The organism is Mycobacterium sp. pW045, from assembly GCF_041287085.1.
GTDB classification, from domain to species: domain Bacteria; phylum Actinomycetota; class Actinomycetes; order Mycobacteriales; family Mycobacteriaceae; genus Mycobacterium; species Mycobacterium algericum_A.
On sequence record NZ_JBGGKU010000001.1, the window covers coordinates 1 to 16,250 of the forward strand.

Below are 16,250 nucleotides of genomic sequence, written 5' to 3' on the forward strand. Positions count from 1 at the left end.
TTCAGAACAATCCTGAAAACATCAGTTCCGAAAAACCGACAAAACAACACCACACCCCCAACACGGGGCGCCAAGGATGCGGCAAAAACAACAACAAACAAAAACCACCAAACACACTATTGAGTTCTCAAACAACACGCCCCACCCGGACGCGCAGTCAACCCGCGGCTAAAAGCCGCGCATCGGCAGTGCGGACAGATGAGTGCCCCGGAATCGCTCTGTGAATCTCATCGATTCCGTGGGCTTGTCGCGCTGACCGGGTCTGGCCTGGTCGCGGCGACGTGCACTAAGTTACGCGAGGTGAAACTGGGAGTCAAATCCGCTGCTAGCAGGGCTATTTCGACGCCTTCAAGATCAACTTCGGGCGGCGCCCGCTCCCCCGGGCTGTCTGGGTCGAGTCCTCGCTAACGACCCTGGACGCGTTGGACGCCGGCCACGTTGCGCTTGCCGCGGCGCACCACCAGCCACCGGCCGTGCAGGAAGTCCTCCGACTGCGGCGACCATTCCTCGCTGTCGATGCGGACGTTGTTCACCGAGACGCCCCCCTCGCCAATGGTGCGGCGGGCTGCCCCGCGACTGGCCGACAGCCCGGTGGCGACCAGCAGATCTACGATGCCGTCCGGGCTGCCCGGCGCCAACTGGGCCACCGGCGTCTCCTGCAGCGCCGCGGTCAGCGTTGCCTCGTCCAGCCGGGCCAGCTCCCCCCGGCCGAACAGGGCGTGGCTGGCCAGCTCGACGGCTTCGGTGGCCGCCTCGCCATGGACCAGGGTGGTGAATTCGCGGGCCAGCCGGCGCTGCGCGGACCGCTCCTGCGGTCGTTCGGCGGTGGCCTTCTCCAGCTCTTCGAGCTCGTCGGCGGACAGGAAGGTGAACCAGCGCAGGTAGCGGACCACGTCGGCGTCAGCGGTATTGAAGAAGTACTGGTACCAGGCGTACGGGCTGGTCATCTCCGGATCCAGCCAGAGGCTGCCGCCGCCGGTGGACTTGCCGAACTTGGTGCCGTCGGCCGCGGTCACCAGCGGCACGGTCAGCGCGTGCACGGTCGCACCCAGCTTCTGCCGCACCAGCCGGACACCGGCGATGATGTTGCCCCACTGGTCGGAGCCGCCGATCTGCAGTGCGCAGCCGTACTGCCGGTACAGCTCCACGTAGTCGTTGGCCTGCAGCAGCATGTAGCTGAACTCGGTGTAGGAGATGCCCTCGGAATCCAGCCGGCGCCGGATGGTGTCGCGGTCGAGCATCACATTGACAGAGAAGTGTTTGCCCACGTCACGCAGGAATTCCACTGCCGACAGCGGCGCGGTCCAGTCCAGGTTGTTGACCACCACCGCGCCGGTGGGCCCGGTGTCGAAGTCGACGAAGCGCTCCAGTTGGCCCCGGATCCGCTCGGACCACTCGGCCACCGTGTCGGCGGTGTTCAGGGTGCGTTCGCCGGTTTCGCGGGGATCACCGATCAGGCCGGTGGCCCCGCCGGCCAGCACGATGGGCCGGTGGCCGGCCCGCTGGAATCGGCGCAACGCCAGGAGCGGCACCAGGTTTCCGGCGTGCAGGCTGGGCGCGGTGGGATCGAATCCGGCATAGACGGTGATCGGCCCGCCGGCCATTTCGGCACTCAGCGCATCCAGGTCGGTGGATTGGGCGATCAGGCCGCGCCAGGCCAGCTCGTCGAGAATCGTCGTCGGCATGAGTCGATTTTCCCGGATCAGTCGCTGGCGCCGGGCGCCGGTGCCCGCGGGCTTCGTCGGTAGGCCGAAACCTCGGGCTTCCCGGGCACCCACAATCGCCACGGCCGGTCGGCGGCCTGGCTGACGCCCACCCGCGGCCCGGCCTGCGCCGCCAGCGGCGCACCGAGCCGCAGTTGCACCGGACTGCGTGCATCGAACAGGTCGATTCCGTTGTCCGCCATGGCGATTCCCAGAGCAGAACAGAGGTTGCCCGGGCCGCGCGCCAAACCGGTGCTCGGCACCGCTTCGCCGCGTCGCGACCGCGCCACCGCTGCTCCCTCGTCGATCGCCGCCGCCCGCAGCAGCACCGCGGCCGCCGTGCCGTCCGGCCCGCAGGCCACGTTGGCGCAGACGTGCATGCCGTAGCTGCGGTAGGTGTACAACCGGCCGGCCGGGCCGAACATCACGGTGTTGCGCCCGGTGGGTCCGCGATAAGAATGCGCCGCCGGGTCCGGCCACGGCCCGTCGGGCACGCCGCCATAGGCCTCTACCTCGACGATCGTCGCGCGCACCCCGCGGGCGGTAAGGGTCGCGCCGAGTAGCAGGCGGGCGGCCGCGAGCGGATCGACCGCCAGCTGGGCTGCACTCACCGCCCAGATTCTGCCCGAGCCGCGGTTGGGTCTTGACAACCCGTCGCAACCGGTCGAATATTCATCACATGATGATTTCATCGCGTGATGAATTATCGGCGCCGCGCCCCACCCCGGCCGTCGACATCGAGCACCTGCGGGTGGTCCGCGGTAAGCGCCCGGTCCTGCACGATCTGTCGGTGCGGATCGCCCCGGGCACCATCACCGGCCTGCTCGGCCCGTCAGGCTGCGGCAAGACCACGCTGATGCGCTGCATTGTGGGCACCCAGGTCATCACCGGCGGACAGGTCACCGTGCTGGGCGACGCGGCCGGCTCCGCGGCGCTGCGCCACCGCGTCGGCTACATGCCCCAGCAGCCCACGATCTACGACGACCTGCGGGTCATCGACAACGTCCGCTACTTCGCGTCGCTTGCCGGCGTCGACGCCCCGGCCGCCGATGACGCGATCGACTCGGTGGATCTGCAGCGTCACCGCGGCGACTACTGCGCGAACCTGTCCGGCGGGCAACGCGCCCGGGTGTCGCTGGCCTGTGCGCTGGTCGGCCGGCCGGACCTGCTGGTGCTCGACGAACCGACGATCGGCCTGGACCCGGTGTTGCGGGCCGAGCTCTGGCACCAGTTCCAGGCGCTGGCCCGGCGCGGCACCACGCTGCTGGTGTCCAGCCATGTCATGGACGAGGCCGACCACTGCGGCGACCTGTTGCTGATGCGCCAGGGCAGGCTGCTGGCGCGCACCTCACCGAGACGACTGCGAGAGGAGACCGGATGTACGTCGATGGAGGAAGCGTTCCTGTCCGTCATCCGGCGCAGCACCGCGCCCCGAGCCGGTTGACCCGCACCCTGCAGCTGCGGCCGTTCCTGGCCACCATGCAGCGGATCCTGCGGCAACTGGCCGGTGACCATCGCAGCGTCGCGATGGTCCTGCTGGTGCCCAGCCTGGTCATCACGTTGATGTACTTCATGTTCGCCAACGTCCCGCATCCGCCGGGTACGCCGTCCCCGTTCAATGCCGCGTGCCTGATTCTGCTCGGCCTGTTCCCGCTGTTTCTGATGTTCGTCATCACCGCGATCACCATGCAGCGCGAACGCGCATCCGGGACGCTGGAGCGCATCTTGACCAGCCCGCTGCGCCGGCTGGATCTGCTCGCCGCCTACGGGACGGCGTTCTCGGTCGCGGCGGCCGCCCAGGCCAGCCTGGCCTGTGTGGTCGCGTTCTGGCTGCTGGGTTTCGAGACCGCCGGCAGCCCGGCCTGGGTGTTCGTGATCGCGATCGTCAACGCGGTGCTCGGCGTCGGCCTGGGGCTGCTGTGCAGCGCCTTCGCCCGCACCGAATTCCAAGCGGTGCAGTTCATCCCGCTGGTGATGGTGCCGCAACTGCTGCTGGCCGGGATCATCGTGCCCCGCGCCACGATGCCCGAGTGGCTGCAGTGGATCAGCAACGCGTTGCCGGCCAGCTACGCCCTGGAGGCACTTCAGCAAGTGGGCGCCCATCCGCAACTGACCGGTATCGCCGTGCGCGACATGGTGATCGTGCTGGTGTTCGCGGCTGCCGCGCTGGCCCTGGCCGCGGTGACATTGCGGCGACGGACGCCCTGATGTCCACCGAGGCCAGCAACCGGCGGCCGGGCCGACCCTCGGGCTCCTCGGACACCAGGGAGCGAATCCTGGCTGCTGCCCGGGAGCTCTTTGCCCACAACGGGTTCCAGAACACCTCGATCCGCGCGGTGGCAGCCGATGCCGGCGTCGACGCGGCGCTGGTGCACCACTACTACGGCACCAAACAACAACTGTTCGCCGCGGCAACCGAGTTGCCGGTGGACCCGATGGTCGTGTTGGGACCATTGCGGGAGGCGCCCGTCGAACAGCTGGGCCGTATCCTGCCCGAACTGCTGTTGCCGCTGTGGGATTCGCAGGCCGGGACCGGGCTGATCGCAGCGATGCGCTCCATGCTCACCGGGACCGAAGTGCCGTTGGCGCGTTCGTTTTTCCGCGACATCGTGGTCGCCGAACTCGCCAGTCGCATCGACGTCCCGGCCGGAACCGGTGTGCTACGCGCCGAGTTCACCGCGAGCCAACTGATGGGCATCGTGGTCGCCCGCTACATCGTCGGCCTGGAACCGCTGGCGTCACTGCCCGGCGACCAGGTCGTGGCGATGGTCGCCCCGACGCTGCAGCGTTATCTCACCGGGGATCTGCCGGACCGGCTTGGCCGATGAAGCGGGCATGCTCGTCGTCGCCGACGTCGGTGGCCTCATCGATCAGCAGCACCGGGATACCGTCCTCGATGCGGTAGGCGCGGCGCAGCCGGGGGTTGTAGAGCACCTCATCCGCCGAACGTGTCACCCGCAGCAACGGTCCGCGGTCGGCCGGGCAGACCAAGATCGCCAACAGCTCGTCGTCGATCACTAGCGGCCCCCGGCCAATTCGGCGCGTACCGCGGCGGTCAATCGCTTGAACTGCCCACTCGCGGCATCGAAGTACCAGGCGTTGCGTCCGGCCTTGGGCAGCCCGGCTTCGCGCAGCTTACCCAGCGTCGGGCGGTAGACAGCGCTCAGCGGCAGATTCGGCACGATGTGCACGACATCGGGCCCGGCGCCGACGGGAAGCTCCGCCACCGCCTCGCTGAGGTCCGCGGCGGTGACGGTCGCTCCCGGCAGCACTGTCACCGCGGACACCACCAGGTCGTCCCCGGAGCCGGCGGTCACCCGATACGTCACCGCCAGGTCGACGCCGGTGACGGCGCCCAGCGCGTCGGTGATCAACACCGGATACGCCATGCCGCGACCGGTCTGGATGGTCGAACCGCGTCCGCCGGCCAGCCAGTAGTCGCCGTCGGCGTCGCGCCGGAACAGGTACTCGGTGGAGATCCAGGTGTCGGCGGGGGCGAACACGCCGCGCTTGACCGACGCCGACGGGTCGATCGGCCCGCGTGGCTTGGCCAGCAGCACCCCGACTTCGTCGGTCTCGGCTTTGCGCACGAAGCCCCGCTCGTCCTCGAGGATCAAGTCCTGGTCGGGGTCGTAGGCGGCCAGCTCCACCTCCACCGCTCCGGGCAGCGGGCGGCCCTTGCTGCCGACCTTGGCGCCGGAGACGTTGGCCAGCACCGCCTGTCCGTCGGTGGTGGCGAAGAACTCGACGACCTGGGCCGGCGCGAAGGCGTCGGTGACCCGGCGCCAGAGCCCCACGGGCATGCCGGAGCCGATGAACAGCCGTACCGGATGATTGCCCTGCAGCACGAAATTCGGGGCGTCGATGACCTCGCCCAGCATCGCCCAGGTGTAGGACACCACGCTCACCCCGTACTGACGCACCTCGGCGACGAAGCGATCCGGGTTCAGCCCGCGCGACAGCGCGATGCGGGCACCCCCGACCACGGCGCCGCCGAGGCTGACCAACAGCCCGGACTCGTGGTGCAGCGGCGTCAGGCAGTACAGCGTGTCGGTGGGCCCCAAGGCGGCGGTCGACGCGGTGCCGAACGCCGAGAGCGCCCACCGGTAGTTGGTGATCTGCTTGGCCACCAGTTTGCCGGCCACCGTGCTGAAGGCGACGAACGCCAGATCGCGGGCGAATCCCGGGTTGGGCCGGTACCAGCCCGGCATGTCGACGGCGTCGGGGTCGATCTGCTCCATGTCGATGACGGCTTCGGCGTCGGCCGGCAAGTCCAGATCGCGGCTCTCACCGCCACCGAGCACCAGCACCTGGCAGCCCAGGTCGCGCACGGCCGCCAGCGCCAGGTCGAGGTTGCCCGGGTCGGTGATGATCTCGGAGATGCCGCCCAGTCGCGCCGCCGCGCCCAGATCGCCGTCCGGCGGCATCAGCACCGCGACGGCACCCAGGCGTGACAGGGCGGCGATCGCGACCATGGCGCTGGGGCGGGTGGCCATCAGCACACCCACGTGAACACCTTGCCGCACACCGACATCGATCAGGCCGCGCACCACGTTGTCGATGCGCTTGTTGACCGCCTCATAGGTGTGCACCCGGCCGTCGAACAGCAGGAATTCGCCGTGCGGCGACTCGGCGGCCTGCTCACCGATGATGCGGCCCAGCGAGATCCTGGTGTGGTCGTTGATCTGCCCGAGCCGGGCCAGCCGGGGCAGGGTGCGTGCGGTCTCGATCGCCATGGTGCGCATCGATTTCTGCGCGGCGACCATGGCGTCGGCGGCACCGCGGGCCAGCGTCAGCGCGACACCGGAGGCCTCCCCCAGCCCGTGCGCGATTCGGGAGGTCATCGCCACCCCGCCCTTGCTGTCCTCGGGGGCCTGCTCGGCCATCAGCGCCACCCCGGCGGGCTGCGGGCCCTGGCCTTCCTGCCACAGCACCCAGGCGGCGACGGTCGGCCAGGTAAGTTCGGCCGCCTTGGAACCGACCACCAGCCCGAAGTGCCCGGCGCGCAGCAGGTACTCGAAGACCTTGGCGTCAGGCGCCGCTCGGCGGATACCGCGCACCGCGGCCGGCTGGCCGATGTCGTCGACCTCGCCGACGAAGGCCAGCACCGGGCAGGTGATGTCGGTCAGTGTCACCAGTTGGCCGTTGATCGCGAAACCACCGGTCATCATCCGGTTGTGCGCGATGAACTGCTTGAGCAGCTCCGAGATCGCCGGACCCGACCAGGCGATCCAGCCCTCCGACTCCAGGAACCGCCGCTGCGCCTCCCGCGGCAGCAGGGCTTCCCGGTCGTGCAGTTGGCGCAGGAAGTCCATCCGGGCCTTGGCCGTCTTGAGCGGATCCATCATCTGGAAGCCCACGCGCGCCTGCCACCCGGAGATGTCGAGCCGGTTGAAGACGTGGTCGGCCATGAACCCCGCGACGCTGGAGGCGATGTTGGGCGGCACGCCCATCGGCAGCGCGGCCAGGGTGTCCACCGGGGAGCCGAACGCGATGATGGACGCGATGCTCTTCGAATGCCGGTATGCCCCGGCCTGATAGGCGAACATGCCGCCCTGCGAGTAGCCGGCCAGGTGCACGTCGCGTCCGGTCGTCTCGGCGACGGTGTCGATCGCCTGGCTGAGCCCGACGATGTGGTCGGCCAGGTTGCGTCGCATCCCGCCCTCGACCTCGTCGGGCGAGCCGAAGTCGATCACCCAGGGGTCGACTCCCGCCCCGTGCAGAATGCCGACCGCCCCGTCCTCGCGGGTGACGTCCCACATGTTCGCCGACATCATCATCGGGTGCACCAGCAGCACCGGCGGCCCGGGCTGCGGCTGGCCGGGCCGGTTGTCGGGCGGGAAGTAGCGCCGCAGCTTGTACATCGGGGTGCTCTCGACGATCTGGTAGGGCGACGGCACGGTCCCGGTCTCCAGACCACCCCAGCGCAGCACCTCCAGGCCGTTCTGCGCGGTGGCCATCAGCCACTCGACCGGCCGGGTGATGGCCGACAGGTTCAGATCCACGCTGCTCCCCTACGTCGCGTTCGATCGTCGATGACGTGCACATTCTGGCACATCGGCAGGCTTGGTCCGGCTCGTTCAGTGGTCGGCGATCGGCAGGCAGTAGCGTTCTGGCAGTGGCACACCTGCTCGGCGCCGAAGCCCTTCACCTGCGTTACCCCACCGGTGTGGTGCTCGACTCGGTCACCCTCGGGGTGAACGACGGCGCGCGCATCGGCATCGTGGGCCGCAACGGCGACGGCAAATCCTCGCTGCTGCGGCTGCTCACCGGCGCCGCCACCCCCGACTCCGGCCGGGTCACCCGCCGCAGCGGCCTGCGGGTCGGTCTGCTCGACCAGGCCGACACCCTCGACCCCGGCCGCACCCTGGGGGCGACGCTGGTCGGTGAACAGGCCGACCATGAGTGGGCGTCCAATCCGCGGATTCGTGACGTCGTCGACGGCCTGGTCGCCGATATCGCCTGGGACGCGACCATCTCGGAGTTGTCCGGCGGGCAGCGCCGCCGAGCACAGCTGGCCGCGCTGCTGATCGGCGACTGGGACGTAATCGGCCTCGACGAGCCCACCAACCACCTCGATGTGGAAGGGATCACCTGGCTGGCCGGCCACTTGCAGCAGCGCTGGGCCCGCAACACCGGCGGCCTGCTGGTGGTCACCCACGACCGCTGGTTTCTCGACGAGGTGGCCACCACCACCTGGGAGGTGCACGACCGCATCGTGGAGCCCTTCCAGGGCGGCTACGCGGCCTACGTGCTGCAGCGGGTGGAGCGCGACCGGATGGCCGCGGCCAGTGAAGCCAAGCGGCAGAACGTGTTACGCAAGGAGCTGGCCTGGCTGCGCCGTGGCGCCCCGGCCCGCACCTCCAAACCGAAGTTCCGCATCGAGGCGGCCAACGCGTTGATCGCCGACGTCCCGCCGTTGCGCAACGAGGTCGAGCTGGTGAAGCTGGCCACGGCACGGCTGGGCAAGGACGTCATCGACCTGCTCGACGTGTCGGTCTCCTTTGACGGCAAGCCGGTGCTGCGCGACATCGAGTGGCGGATCGGTCCCGGGGAGCGCACCGGGATCCTCGGCGCCAACGGCGCCGGCAAGTCCACGCTGCTGGGCCTGATCGCCGGGACGGTGACGCCCGATGCCGGGCGGGTCAAACGCGGCAAGACGGTTCGGCTGGGCATGCTCGATCAGCAGTCCGGGGAGCTGGCCTCGCTCGCCGAGGACCGGGTTGCCGACGTGCTGGGCCGGTTGCGCAACGACTACCAAGTCGACGGCAAGGAGATGACGCCCGCGCAACTGCTGGAGCGGCTCGGCTTCGGTCGGGCGCAACTGTCGGCCCGGGTGGGTGAACTCTCCGGCGGGCAGCACCGCCGGCTGCAGTTGATGCTCACCCTGCTGGCCGAACCGAACGTGCTGGTGCTCGACGAGCCGACCAACGACGTGGACACCGACATGCTCACCGCCACCGAGGACCTGCTGGACTCCTGGCCGGGCACGTTGATCGTCGTCTCCCACGACCGGTACCTGCTGGAGCGGGTCACCGATCAGCAGTACGCGATCCTGGACGGCCGGCTGCGGCATCTGCCGGGCGGCGTCGAGGAGTATCTGCGGCTGGCCGCCGAAGCACGCCGCGCGCCGGCCTCGCGCCCGGCGGCCGCTGTTGCCGATTCCGGGACGCTCTCGGGCGCGGAACTGCGTGCGGCACAGAAGGATCTGGCCGCCGTCGAGCGTCGGCTGACGCGGCTTGCCGAACAGATCGAGGCCAAGCACCATGAGCTGGCCGCTCACGACCAGGCCGATCACGTGGGCCTGGCGTCACTCACCGGCGAGCTGCGCGCGCTGGAGGACGAGGTGGCCGAGCAGGAGGGCCGCTGGCTGGAGCTGTCGGAGGTCGTGGAATAGCCCCGAGTGGCGGCGCTCGGAGCCGGTAAGGGCTTCAGCGGCGCTCGAAGTGCTGGTAATCCCGCGGCGATTTCCAATCGCCACCCCAGCGCCAGCCGGCGTCGGTGAAAGCGCGCACCGCCGGGTCGCCAGGATGCAGTAACCCCGGCTCGATGCGGTGGCGGTCCAGGTAGACCCCGGCGTTCTTGGGTTCGAATCCGTGGCGGGTGACCGACGGGTTCAGCAGCGGGTTGATGTCGATGGCGCGGCCATAGGCGTGCTGTGCCCAGTTGCCCGACCCCGGGATGCGGCGGCAGTTGAACGCCGAGGTGTTGTTGTCCGCCATCGACAGTTCGTCGTCCCCGCCGCGGTAGTGGGCCGCCGGGCGCATCTTCTCGATCGGGAAGTCCAGCCGGTAGAGCCGCGCGAAGATCGCGATGACCTGCGGAACCAGTTCTTGGTGCACGATCAGCTCGCCGCGGTGCGGCCGGGCGTCGAAACCCAGGTGGGTCAGCGTGACGCGCCGCAGTTGCGCCGGGGCGACCGGGCAGCCGGGACGCCAGGTGGCGCCGAGTTCGGCGGCCGTGACGGGGGCGACGGCGGCCGGCTCGGGTTGGGTGACGGCCGATGACGACGGTGGTGTTGGCTCGGGGGCGCCGGTGCATTGCGGCAACAGCCCACAGACCGCGATCGCCGTCAGCAGGCGCCACGCGGTCGATGAGTTTCGGCTGCCGTTGATCCGCCCACGCTAGCGCAGCATGAGATCCGTTCCGCCGAAGCATGGTTAAGGCGTGGCGAACCCGGCTACCCGTGATCTCATCCCCCGAAAGAGAGGAGGACATCATGAAGGTTCGTGGGATGACGAAGACGGCCCTGGCGGCAATGGCCATGGCGGCGATCCCGATGACGGTCGCGCCGACCGCGACAGCGGCCTATCCGATCGTCGGCAAACTGGGCAGCACCCTGCAAGCCACCGACACCGTTGGTCAGGTCGTGTACTCCTGGCGGGTGAGCGGCCTGCAGCCGAGCTCCGACACCATGCCGGGCTACCCGGTCGCAGGCAAGGTGTGGGAGTCCACCGCGACGGTGAACGCGATCCGGGGCAGCGTGACCCCGGCGATCTCCCAATTCAACGCCGTCGCCCCGGATCGGGCGGCTTACCGGGTGCTGTGGCAGGTGGCCGCTCCGAAGGCGATCAGCGGGGCGACGATCCCGCAGGGCGCACAGTCCACCGGCAAGATCTACTTCGACGTCACCGGCCCGCCGCCCACCACGGTGACGATGAACAACGGCATGGAGGACCTGATGGTGTGGGGTCCGTAGTCCCCCTCAGCCGCTGACCCACCGGCGCTGACGCGCGGCCCGGTCACGCAGGCCGGCCAGCTGCTCAGCAACCCGTGCCGGCGCGGTGCCACCGCGGGCATCGCGGGAGGCCACCGAGCCTTCGACGGTGAGCACCTCGCGCACCTGCGAGCTCAGGCCGGGACTGATGGCAGCCAGTTCAGCGTCGGTGAGTTCGTCGAGGCCGACGCCGCGCTGCTCGGCTGCCCGTACCGCCGCACCTGCTGCTTCATGGGCGATCCGGAACGGAACGCCTTGGCGCACCAGCCATTCGGCGATGTCGGTGGCCAAGGTGTAACCCGCCGGCGCCAACGCGGCCATGCGTTCGGTGTCGAAGGCCAGGGTGCCGACCAGTCCGGCCATCGCCGGCAGCAGCAGTTCCAGCTGCGCCGCCGAATCGAACACCGGCTCCTTGTCCTCTTGCAGGTCCCGGTTGTAGGCCAGCGGCTGGGCCTTCAGGGTGGCCAGCAGACCGGTCAGGTTGCCGATCAGCCGGCCGGACTTGCCGCGGGCCAGTTCGGCGATGTCGGGGTTCTTCTTCTGCGGCATGATCGAGCTGCCGGTCGACCAGGAGTCGTGCAGCACCGCGTAGCCGAATTCCGTTGAGCTCCACAAGATGATGTCTTCGGCCAGCCTCGACAGATCGACGGCGATCATCGCGAACACGAACGCGGCCTCGGCGGCGAAATCGCGTGCCGCGGTGGCATCGATCGAGTTGTCCGCGGCGGCGGTGAAGCCGAGCTCGGCGGCGATGGCGTCCGGGTTGAGGCCCAGCGACGAGCCGGCCAGCGCCCCCGACCCGTACGGGGACACCGCGGCGCGGGCGTCGAAGTCGACGATGCGCTCCACGTCGCGCAGCAACGGGTGGGCGTGGGCGAGCAGGTGATGTGCCAGCAGCACCGGTTGCGCGGACTGCAGGTGCGTCTTGCCGGGCATGATGACTTCCAGGTGGGCGGCGGCCTGGTGGGCCAGCGCGTCGACCACGTCGAGCACCCCGGCGGCGACGCGGCGCACGGCGTCGCGCAGCCACATCCGAAACAGCGTGGCCACCTGGTCGTTTCGTGATCGTCCGGCCCGCAGCCGGCCACCCAGATCGGCACCGACCCGGTCGATCAGGCCGCGTTCCAGCGCGCCGTGGACGTCCTCGTCGGTGACCAGCGGGCCAAAGCTGCCATCGGCGACGTCGTCACCGAGGCTGTCCAGGCCGGCCAGCAGCCCGTCACGCTGCTCGTCGGTGAGCAGCCCGGCGCCGTGCAGCACCTTCGCATGTGCCTTGGACGCGGCGATGTCGTAGGGGGCCAGCACCCAGTCGAAGTGGGTGGATTTGCTCAGCGCGGCCAGCGCGTCGGACGGGCCCTCGGCGAACCGTCCGCCCCACAGCGACCCCTCATTGGTGCTCACGTCAAACCCCCGCCGAGTGGCAATCCCACGACGTCACACCGGCGTGTTGCGTCGTGAGAGTGCCACTCGCGGTGGAGGGGTGTCACGAGCCCAGGTCCCGGCGGGCGGAGATCTTCGAGCTCAACCCGTGGATCTCGACGAAGCCACGCGCGGCGGACTGGTCGAAGGTGTCGCCCTCGTCGTAGGTGGCCAGGTTGAAGTCGTACAGCGACTCACTGCTGCGGCGGCCGTTGACCGCGATGTGGCCGCCGTGCAGCACCAGCCGGACCTCACCGCTCACGTGCTGCTGGGTGTGGGCGACGAAGGCCTCCAGCGCAGCCTTCAGCGGCGAATACCACAACCCGTCGTAGACCAGCTCGGCCCACTTCTGGTCGGTGTGCCGCTTGAACCGGCCCAGCTCGCGCTCCAGGGTGACGTGTTCGAGTTCGGTGTGGGCGCTGATCAGCACCATCGCGCCGGGCGCCTCGTAGATCTCGCGGCTCTTGATGCCCACCAGCCGGTCCTCGACCACATCGAGGCGTCCCACGCCCTGGGCGCCGGCCCGCCGGTTGAGCTCGACGATGGCCTCCAGCACCGACACCGGCTTTCCGTCGATCGACACCGGAACGCCGCGCTCGAAGCCGATGATCACCTCATCGGGGGTGTTCCAGTTGACGGTCGGGTCCTCGGTGTAGTCGTAGACGTCCTTGGTCGGCGCGTTCCACAGGTGCTCCAGGAACCCGGTCTCCACCGCTCGGCCCCACACGTTCTGGTCGATGGAGAACGGTGAGCGCTTGGTGACGTTGATCGGGATGTCGTTCTGTTCGGCGAACGCGATCGCCTTCTCCCGGGTCCAGGCGTAGTCGCGGACCGGGGCCAGCACCTTGAGATCCGGTGCCAGCGAGGCGAATCCGACCTCGAACCGAACCTGGTCGTTGCCCTTTCCGGTGCAGCCGTGCGCGACGGTGCCGCCGCCGTACTCGCGGGCCGCGGCCACCAGGTGTTTGACGATCAGCGGCCGGCTGATCGCCGAGACCAGCGGGTAGCGGTCCATGTAGAGCGCGTTGGACTGGATGGTGGGCAGGCAGTAGCCCTCGGCGAACTCGTCGCGGGCGTCGACCACGACCGATTCGACGGCCCCGCAGTCCAGGGCCCGCTGGCGCACCACGTCCATGTCCTCGCCGCCCTGGCCGAGGTCGATGGCGACGGCCACGACTTCGCGCCCGGTCTCCTTGCCGATCCAGCTGATCGCCACCGAGGTGTCCAGGCCACCGGAATACGCCAGGATGACGCGTTCGGACATCGACTTCTCCTTGCTGTGTCTCACTACGTGCTACTGGTCTTACTGCAGGTCGTTGAGGGCGGCGGCGAGCTCGGCGCCGGTCATCGGCTCGCGCGCTGCCACAAAGATGGTGTCATCCCCGGCGATGGTGCCGACGACGTACGGTAGCGCGGCCCGGTCGATGGCACTGGCCAGGTAGTCCGCCGCGCCGGGCGGGGTGCGCAGCACCGCGAGGTTTCCGGTGGCGTCGGTGGACACCAGCAGCTCCCCCAGCAACCGGCACAGCCGGTCGGTGCCGCCGGAGACCCCGCGCACCGGGCTGCCGTCCTCGGGCACCACATAGACCCCGGCGCCCCCGTCCACGCCGCGCAGCTTCACCGCGCCCAGTTCCTCCAGATCACGCGACAGGGTGGCCTGGGTGACCTCGATGCCGTCGGCGGCCAGCAGCGCGGCCAGTTCGGTCTGGCTGCGTACCGGTTCCGCCGACAGCACCTCGACGATGCGGGCTTGGCGGCCCACCCGGGTGACGGGGCTGTCGGCTCGGCTCATCGGGACCGTTCCAGCAACCACACCAACAGCGCCTTCTGCGCGTGCAGCCGGTTCTCGGCCTCGTCCCAGACCGCGCTGCGCGGCCCGTCGATCACCGCGTCGGTGATCTCGTCGCCACGGTGTGCCGGAAGGCAGTGCAGCACAGCGACGTCCGAATCGGCCAGTGCGACCAACTCGTCGTTGATCTGATAGGGCCGAAACGGCGCGACCCGGTCCAGGCCGTCGTCTTCCTGGCCCATCGAGGTCCAGGTGTCGGTGACCAGCACGTCGGCGCCGGCGACCGCCTTGGCCGGGTCGGCGGTGAGGGTGACCGAGGCGCCGGTGTCGGCGGCGCGCTGCTGCGCCGCGGCGACGACGGCCGGATCGGGGGTGAAACCGTCCGGGGCGGCGACGGTGACGTGGATGCCGGCGGTGACGCCGCCGAGCATCAGCGAGTGCGCCATGTTGTTGGCGCCGTCCCCGAGGTAGGTCATGCGCAACCCCTGCAACATGCCTTTGCGCTCGGCGATGGTCTGCAGGTCGGCCAGCACCTGGCACGGGTGGAACTCGTCGGAGAGCGCGTTGACGATCGGCACCGTGGCGGTGGCCGCCATGGCGGTCAACCGGTCCTGGGCGAAGGTGCGCCACACGATGGCATCGACGTAGCGCGACAGCACCCGCCCGGTGTCCTCCAGGGTCTCGTCGCGGCCCAGCTGGGTGGAGCGGCCGTCGACGACGACGGCGTGCCCACCGAGTTGGGCGATACCGACCTCGAAGGAGAACCGGGTGCGGGTGGAGTTCTTGTCGAAGATCACCGCGACCCCGCGCGGGCCCTCCAGTGGCCGGCGGCTGTGCGGTGCGGCCTTGAGTTCAGCTGCCAGCGCCAGGATTTCGGCCTGCTCGGCGGGGGTGACGTCGTCGTCGCGCAGAAAGTTCCTAGGCATGTGCGGCCTCCTGCGCGGCGTCGAGCACGCCGGGCAGCCCGGTCAGGAAACCGTCGAGCTGTTCGTCGCTGATGATCAGTGGTGGCGCCAGCCGGACCACCCCCGGCGCGGCGGCGTTGACCAGGAACCCGGCGTCGCGGGCGGCCAGCTCCACATCTTTGGCCTTCGGCGCGGTCAGCACCACGCCCAGCAGCAGTCCCTTGCCGCGGACGTGGTCGACCAGCGGGTGATGCAGTTCCTCGATGCCGTGGCTGAGCGTCTTGCCGAGCACCCCGGCCCGGGCGATCAGGTCGCCGTCGACCAGCGTCCGCAGCACCGCCAGCGCGGCCGCGGTGCAGACCGGGTTGCCGCCGAAGGTGCTGCCGTGGCTGCCGGGGGTCAACAGGTCAGCGGCCGCGCCGACGGCCAGGCACGCCCCGATCGGCAGCCCGCCACCGAGTCCTTTGGCCAGCGTGACGATGTCGGGGGTGATGCCGTCGTGCTGGTGGGCGTAGAACGCTCCGGTGCGGCCGACGCCGGTCTGCACCTCGTCGAACACCAGCAGTGCACCGTGGGCCGCGGTGATGCCGCGGGCCTCGGCCAGGTAGCCCGCGGGCGGGACGACGACGCCGCCCTCGCCCATGATCGGCTCCAGGAACACCGCCGCGGTGGCCGAGTCGACAGCCTCGGCAAGCGCTTTGGTGTCCCCGTAGGGCACGTGGGTGATGTCGCCGGGCAGCGGTTCGAACGGCGCCCGCTTATCGGGTTGACCGGTCAATGCCAGCGACCCCATCGTCCGGCCGTGGAAGGCGCCGTCGGCCGCGACGATCTTCGTCTTGCCGGTGAGCCGGGTCAGTTTGAACGCCGCCTCATTGGCCTCGGCCCCGGAGTTGCAGAAGAACACTCGTGCCGGCGCGCCCAGTTGGTCGACGAGGCCTTCGGCCAGCGCGATGCCCGGCTCGGTCGCGTACAGGTTCGAGGTGTGGCCCAGGGTGTTCAACTGGGTGGCGACGGCTTCGATCACCGCGGGGTGGCGGTGGCCGAGCAGGTTGACGGCGATGCCGCCGAGCAGGTCGAGGTAGTCCTTACCCGCTTCGTCGGTCACCACCGCGCCCTGGCCGCGGACCAGCGCCAGCGGCGGGGTGCCGTAGTTGTTCATCATCACCGCAGACCAGCGGTCCTGCAATGTCATCGGGCGCCACTCCTCCTCATCGCTC

Annotated in this window: 16 protein-coding genes; 6 read left to right on the forward strand and 10 right to left on the reverse strand. The window is 69.7% G+C overall.

All coding sequences use genetic code 11. The annotated features are described in order from the left end of the window. Positions 1-224 (forward strand): hypothetical protein (locus ACAG20_RS00005; RefSeq protein WP_370491063.1); only part of this gene is annotated, 224 nt, incomplete at its 5' end. Positions 225-404: 180 nt separating this feature from the next. Here ACAG20_RS00005 and tyrS read toward each other — a convergent pair. Next, positions 405-1,685, reverse strand: coding sequence for a tyrosine--tRNA ligase (tyrS, locus tag ACAG20_RS00010; RefSeq protein ID WP_370491064.1), 1,281 nt, complete (start codon positions 1,683-1,685; stop codon positions 405-407). 17 nt (positions 1,686-1,702) lie between these two features. Further along, on the reverse strand, positions 1,703-2,314 hold the full coding sequence (locus tag ACAG20_RS00015) for a DNA-3-methyladenine glycosylase (RefSeq protein ID WP_370491065.1): 612 nt from the start codon (positions 2,312-2,314) through the stop codon (positions 1,703-1,705). Between the two features lie 68 nt (positions 2,315-2,382). Between ACAG20_RS00015 and ACAG20_RS00020 the strand changes: the two genes are divergently transcribed. Genes ACAG20_RS00020 through ACAG20_RS00030 form a run of 3 tightly spaced genes read left to right on the forward strand, consistent with a single transcriptional unit; the run spans position 2,383 to position 4,531 of the window. Continuing rightward, entirely contained in the window at positions 2,383-3,147 is a 765-nt protein-coding gene (locus ACAG20_RS00020; protein ID WP_370491066.1) for an ABC transporter ATP-binding protein, read from the forward strand. After that, positions 3,081-3,911 (forward strand): ABC transporter permease, encoded by an 831-nt coding sequence (locus ACAG20_RS00025; RefSeq protein ID WP_370491067.1) that lies wholly within the window; start codon positions 3,081-3,083, stop codon positions 3,909-3,911. The genes ACAG20_RS00020 and ACAG20_RS00025 overlap by 67 nt, the downstream gene beginning before the upstream one ends. Beyond that, entirely contained in the window at positions 3,911-4,531 is a 621-nt protein-coding gene (locus ACAG20_RS00030) for a TetR family transcriptional regulator (protein ID WP_112686832.1), read from the forward strand. Before ACAG20_RS00025 ends, ACAG20_RS00030 begins: the two co-directional genes overlap by 1 nt. On the opposite strand, the gene ACAG20_RS00035 is transcribed toward ACAG20_RS00030, so the two are convergent. Together ACAG20_RS00035 and ACAG20_RS00040 are read right to left on the reverse strand one after the other, a co-directional pair. Then, the gene (locus tag ACAG20_RS00035; RefSeq protein WP_112686834.1) at positions 4,497-4,721 is read right to left on the reverse strand and encodes a Trm112 family protein; all 225 of its coding nucleotides are present in this window, start codon (positions 4,719-4,721) and stop codon (positions 4,497-4,499) included. The genes ACAG20_RS00030 and ACAG20_RS00035 overlap by 35 nt on opposite strands. Beyond that, positions 4,721-7,708, reverse strand: a complete 2,988-nt coding sequence (locus ACAG20_RS00040; RefSeq protein ID WP_370491068.1) for an acyl-CoA synthetase — start codon at positions 7,706-7,708, stop codon at positions 4,721-4,723. Before ACAG20_RS00040 ends, ACAG20_RS00035 begins: the two co-directional genes overlap by 1 nt. A gap of 113 nt (positions 7,709-7,821) precedes the next feature. Between ACAG20_RS00040 and ACAG20_RS00045 the strand changes: the two genes are divergently transcribed. Further along, entirely contained in the window at positions 7,822-9,600 is a 1,779-nt protein-coding gene (locus tag ACAG20_RS00045) for an ABC-F family ATP-binding cassette domain-containing protein (RefSeq protein ID WP_370491069.1), read from the forward strand. A 34-nt stretch (positions 9,601-9,634) separates the two neighbouring features. Here the strand turns inward: ACAG20_RS00045 and ACAG20_RS00050 are convergent, their stop codons facing one another. Further along, positions 9,635-10,282, reverse strand: a complete 648-nt coding sequence (locus ACAG20_RS00050) for a M15 family metallopeptidase (RefSeq protein ID WP_370491395.1) — start codon at positions 10,280-10,282, stop codon at positions 9,635-9,637. Between the two features lie 140 nt (positions 10,283-10,422). Between ACAG20_RS00050 and ACAG20_RS00055 the strand changes: the two genes are divergently transcribed. Beyond that, positions 10,423-10,902, forward strand: coding sequence for an MPT63 family protein (locus ACAG20_RS00055; RefSeq protein WP_370491070.1), 480 nt, complete (start codon positions 10,423-10,425; stop codon positions 10,900-10,902). Between the two features lie 6 nt (positions 10,903-10,908). On the opposite strand, the gene argH is transcribed toward ACAG20_RS00055, so the two are convergent. The 5 genes from argH to ACAG20_RS00080 form a co-directional block, all read right to left on the reverse strand. After that, the gene (gene argH / locus ACAG20_RS00060) at positions 10,909-12,321 is read right to left on the reverse strand and encodes an argininosuccinate lyase (protein WP_370491071.1); all 1,413 of its coding nucleotides are present in this window, start codon (positions 12,319-12,321) and stop codon (positions 10,909-10,911) included. Positions 12,322-12,403: 82 nt separating this feature from the next. After that, entirely contained in the window at positions 12,404-13,603 is a 1,200-nt protein-coding gene (locus ACAG20_RS00065) for an argininosuccinate synthase (RefSeq protein ID WP_370491072.1), read from the reverse strand. 39 nt (positions 13,604-13,642) lie between these two features. Further along, on the reverse strand, positions 13,643-14,131 hold the full coding sequence (locus ACAG20_RS00070; RefSeq protein WP_370491073.1) for an arginine repressor: 489 nt from the start codon (positions 14,129-14,131) through the stop codon (positions 13,643-13,645). Beyond that, positions 14,128-15,054 carry an ornithine carbamoyltransferase gene (argF, locus tag ACAG20_RS00075; RefSeq protein WP_370491074.1) on the reverse strand — a complete coding sequence of 309 codons (927 nt, stop codon included), beginning with the start codon at positions 15,052-15,054 and terminating at the stop codon, positions 14,128-14,130. The genes ACAG20_RS00070 and argF overlap by 4 nt, the downstream gene beginning before the upstream one ends. Beyond that, positions 15,047-16,225 (reverse strand): acetylornithine transaminase, encoded by a 1,179-nt coding sequence (locus ACAG20_RS00080; protein WP_370491075.1) that lies wholly within the window; start codon positions 16,223-16,225, stop codon positions 15,047-15,049. The genes argF and ACAG20_RS00080 overlap by 8 nt, the downstream gene beginning before the upstream one ends. Positions 16,226-16,250 lie beyond the last annotated feature (25 nt).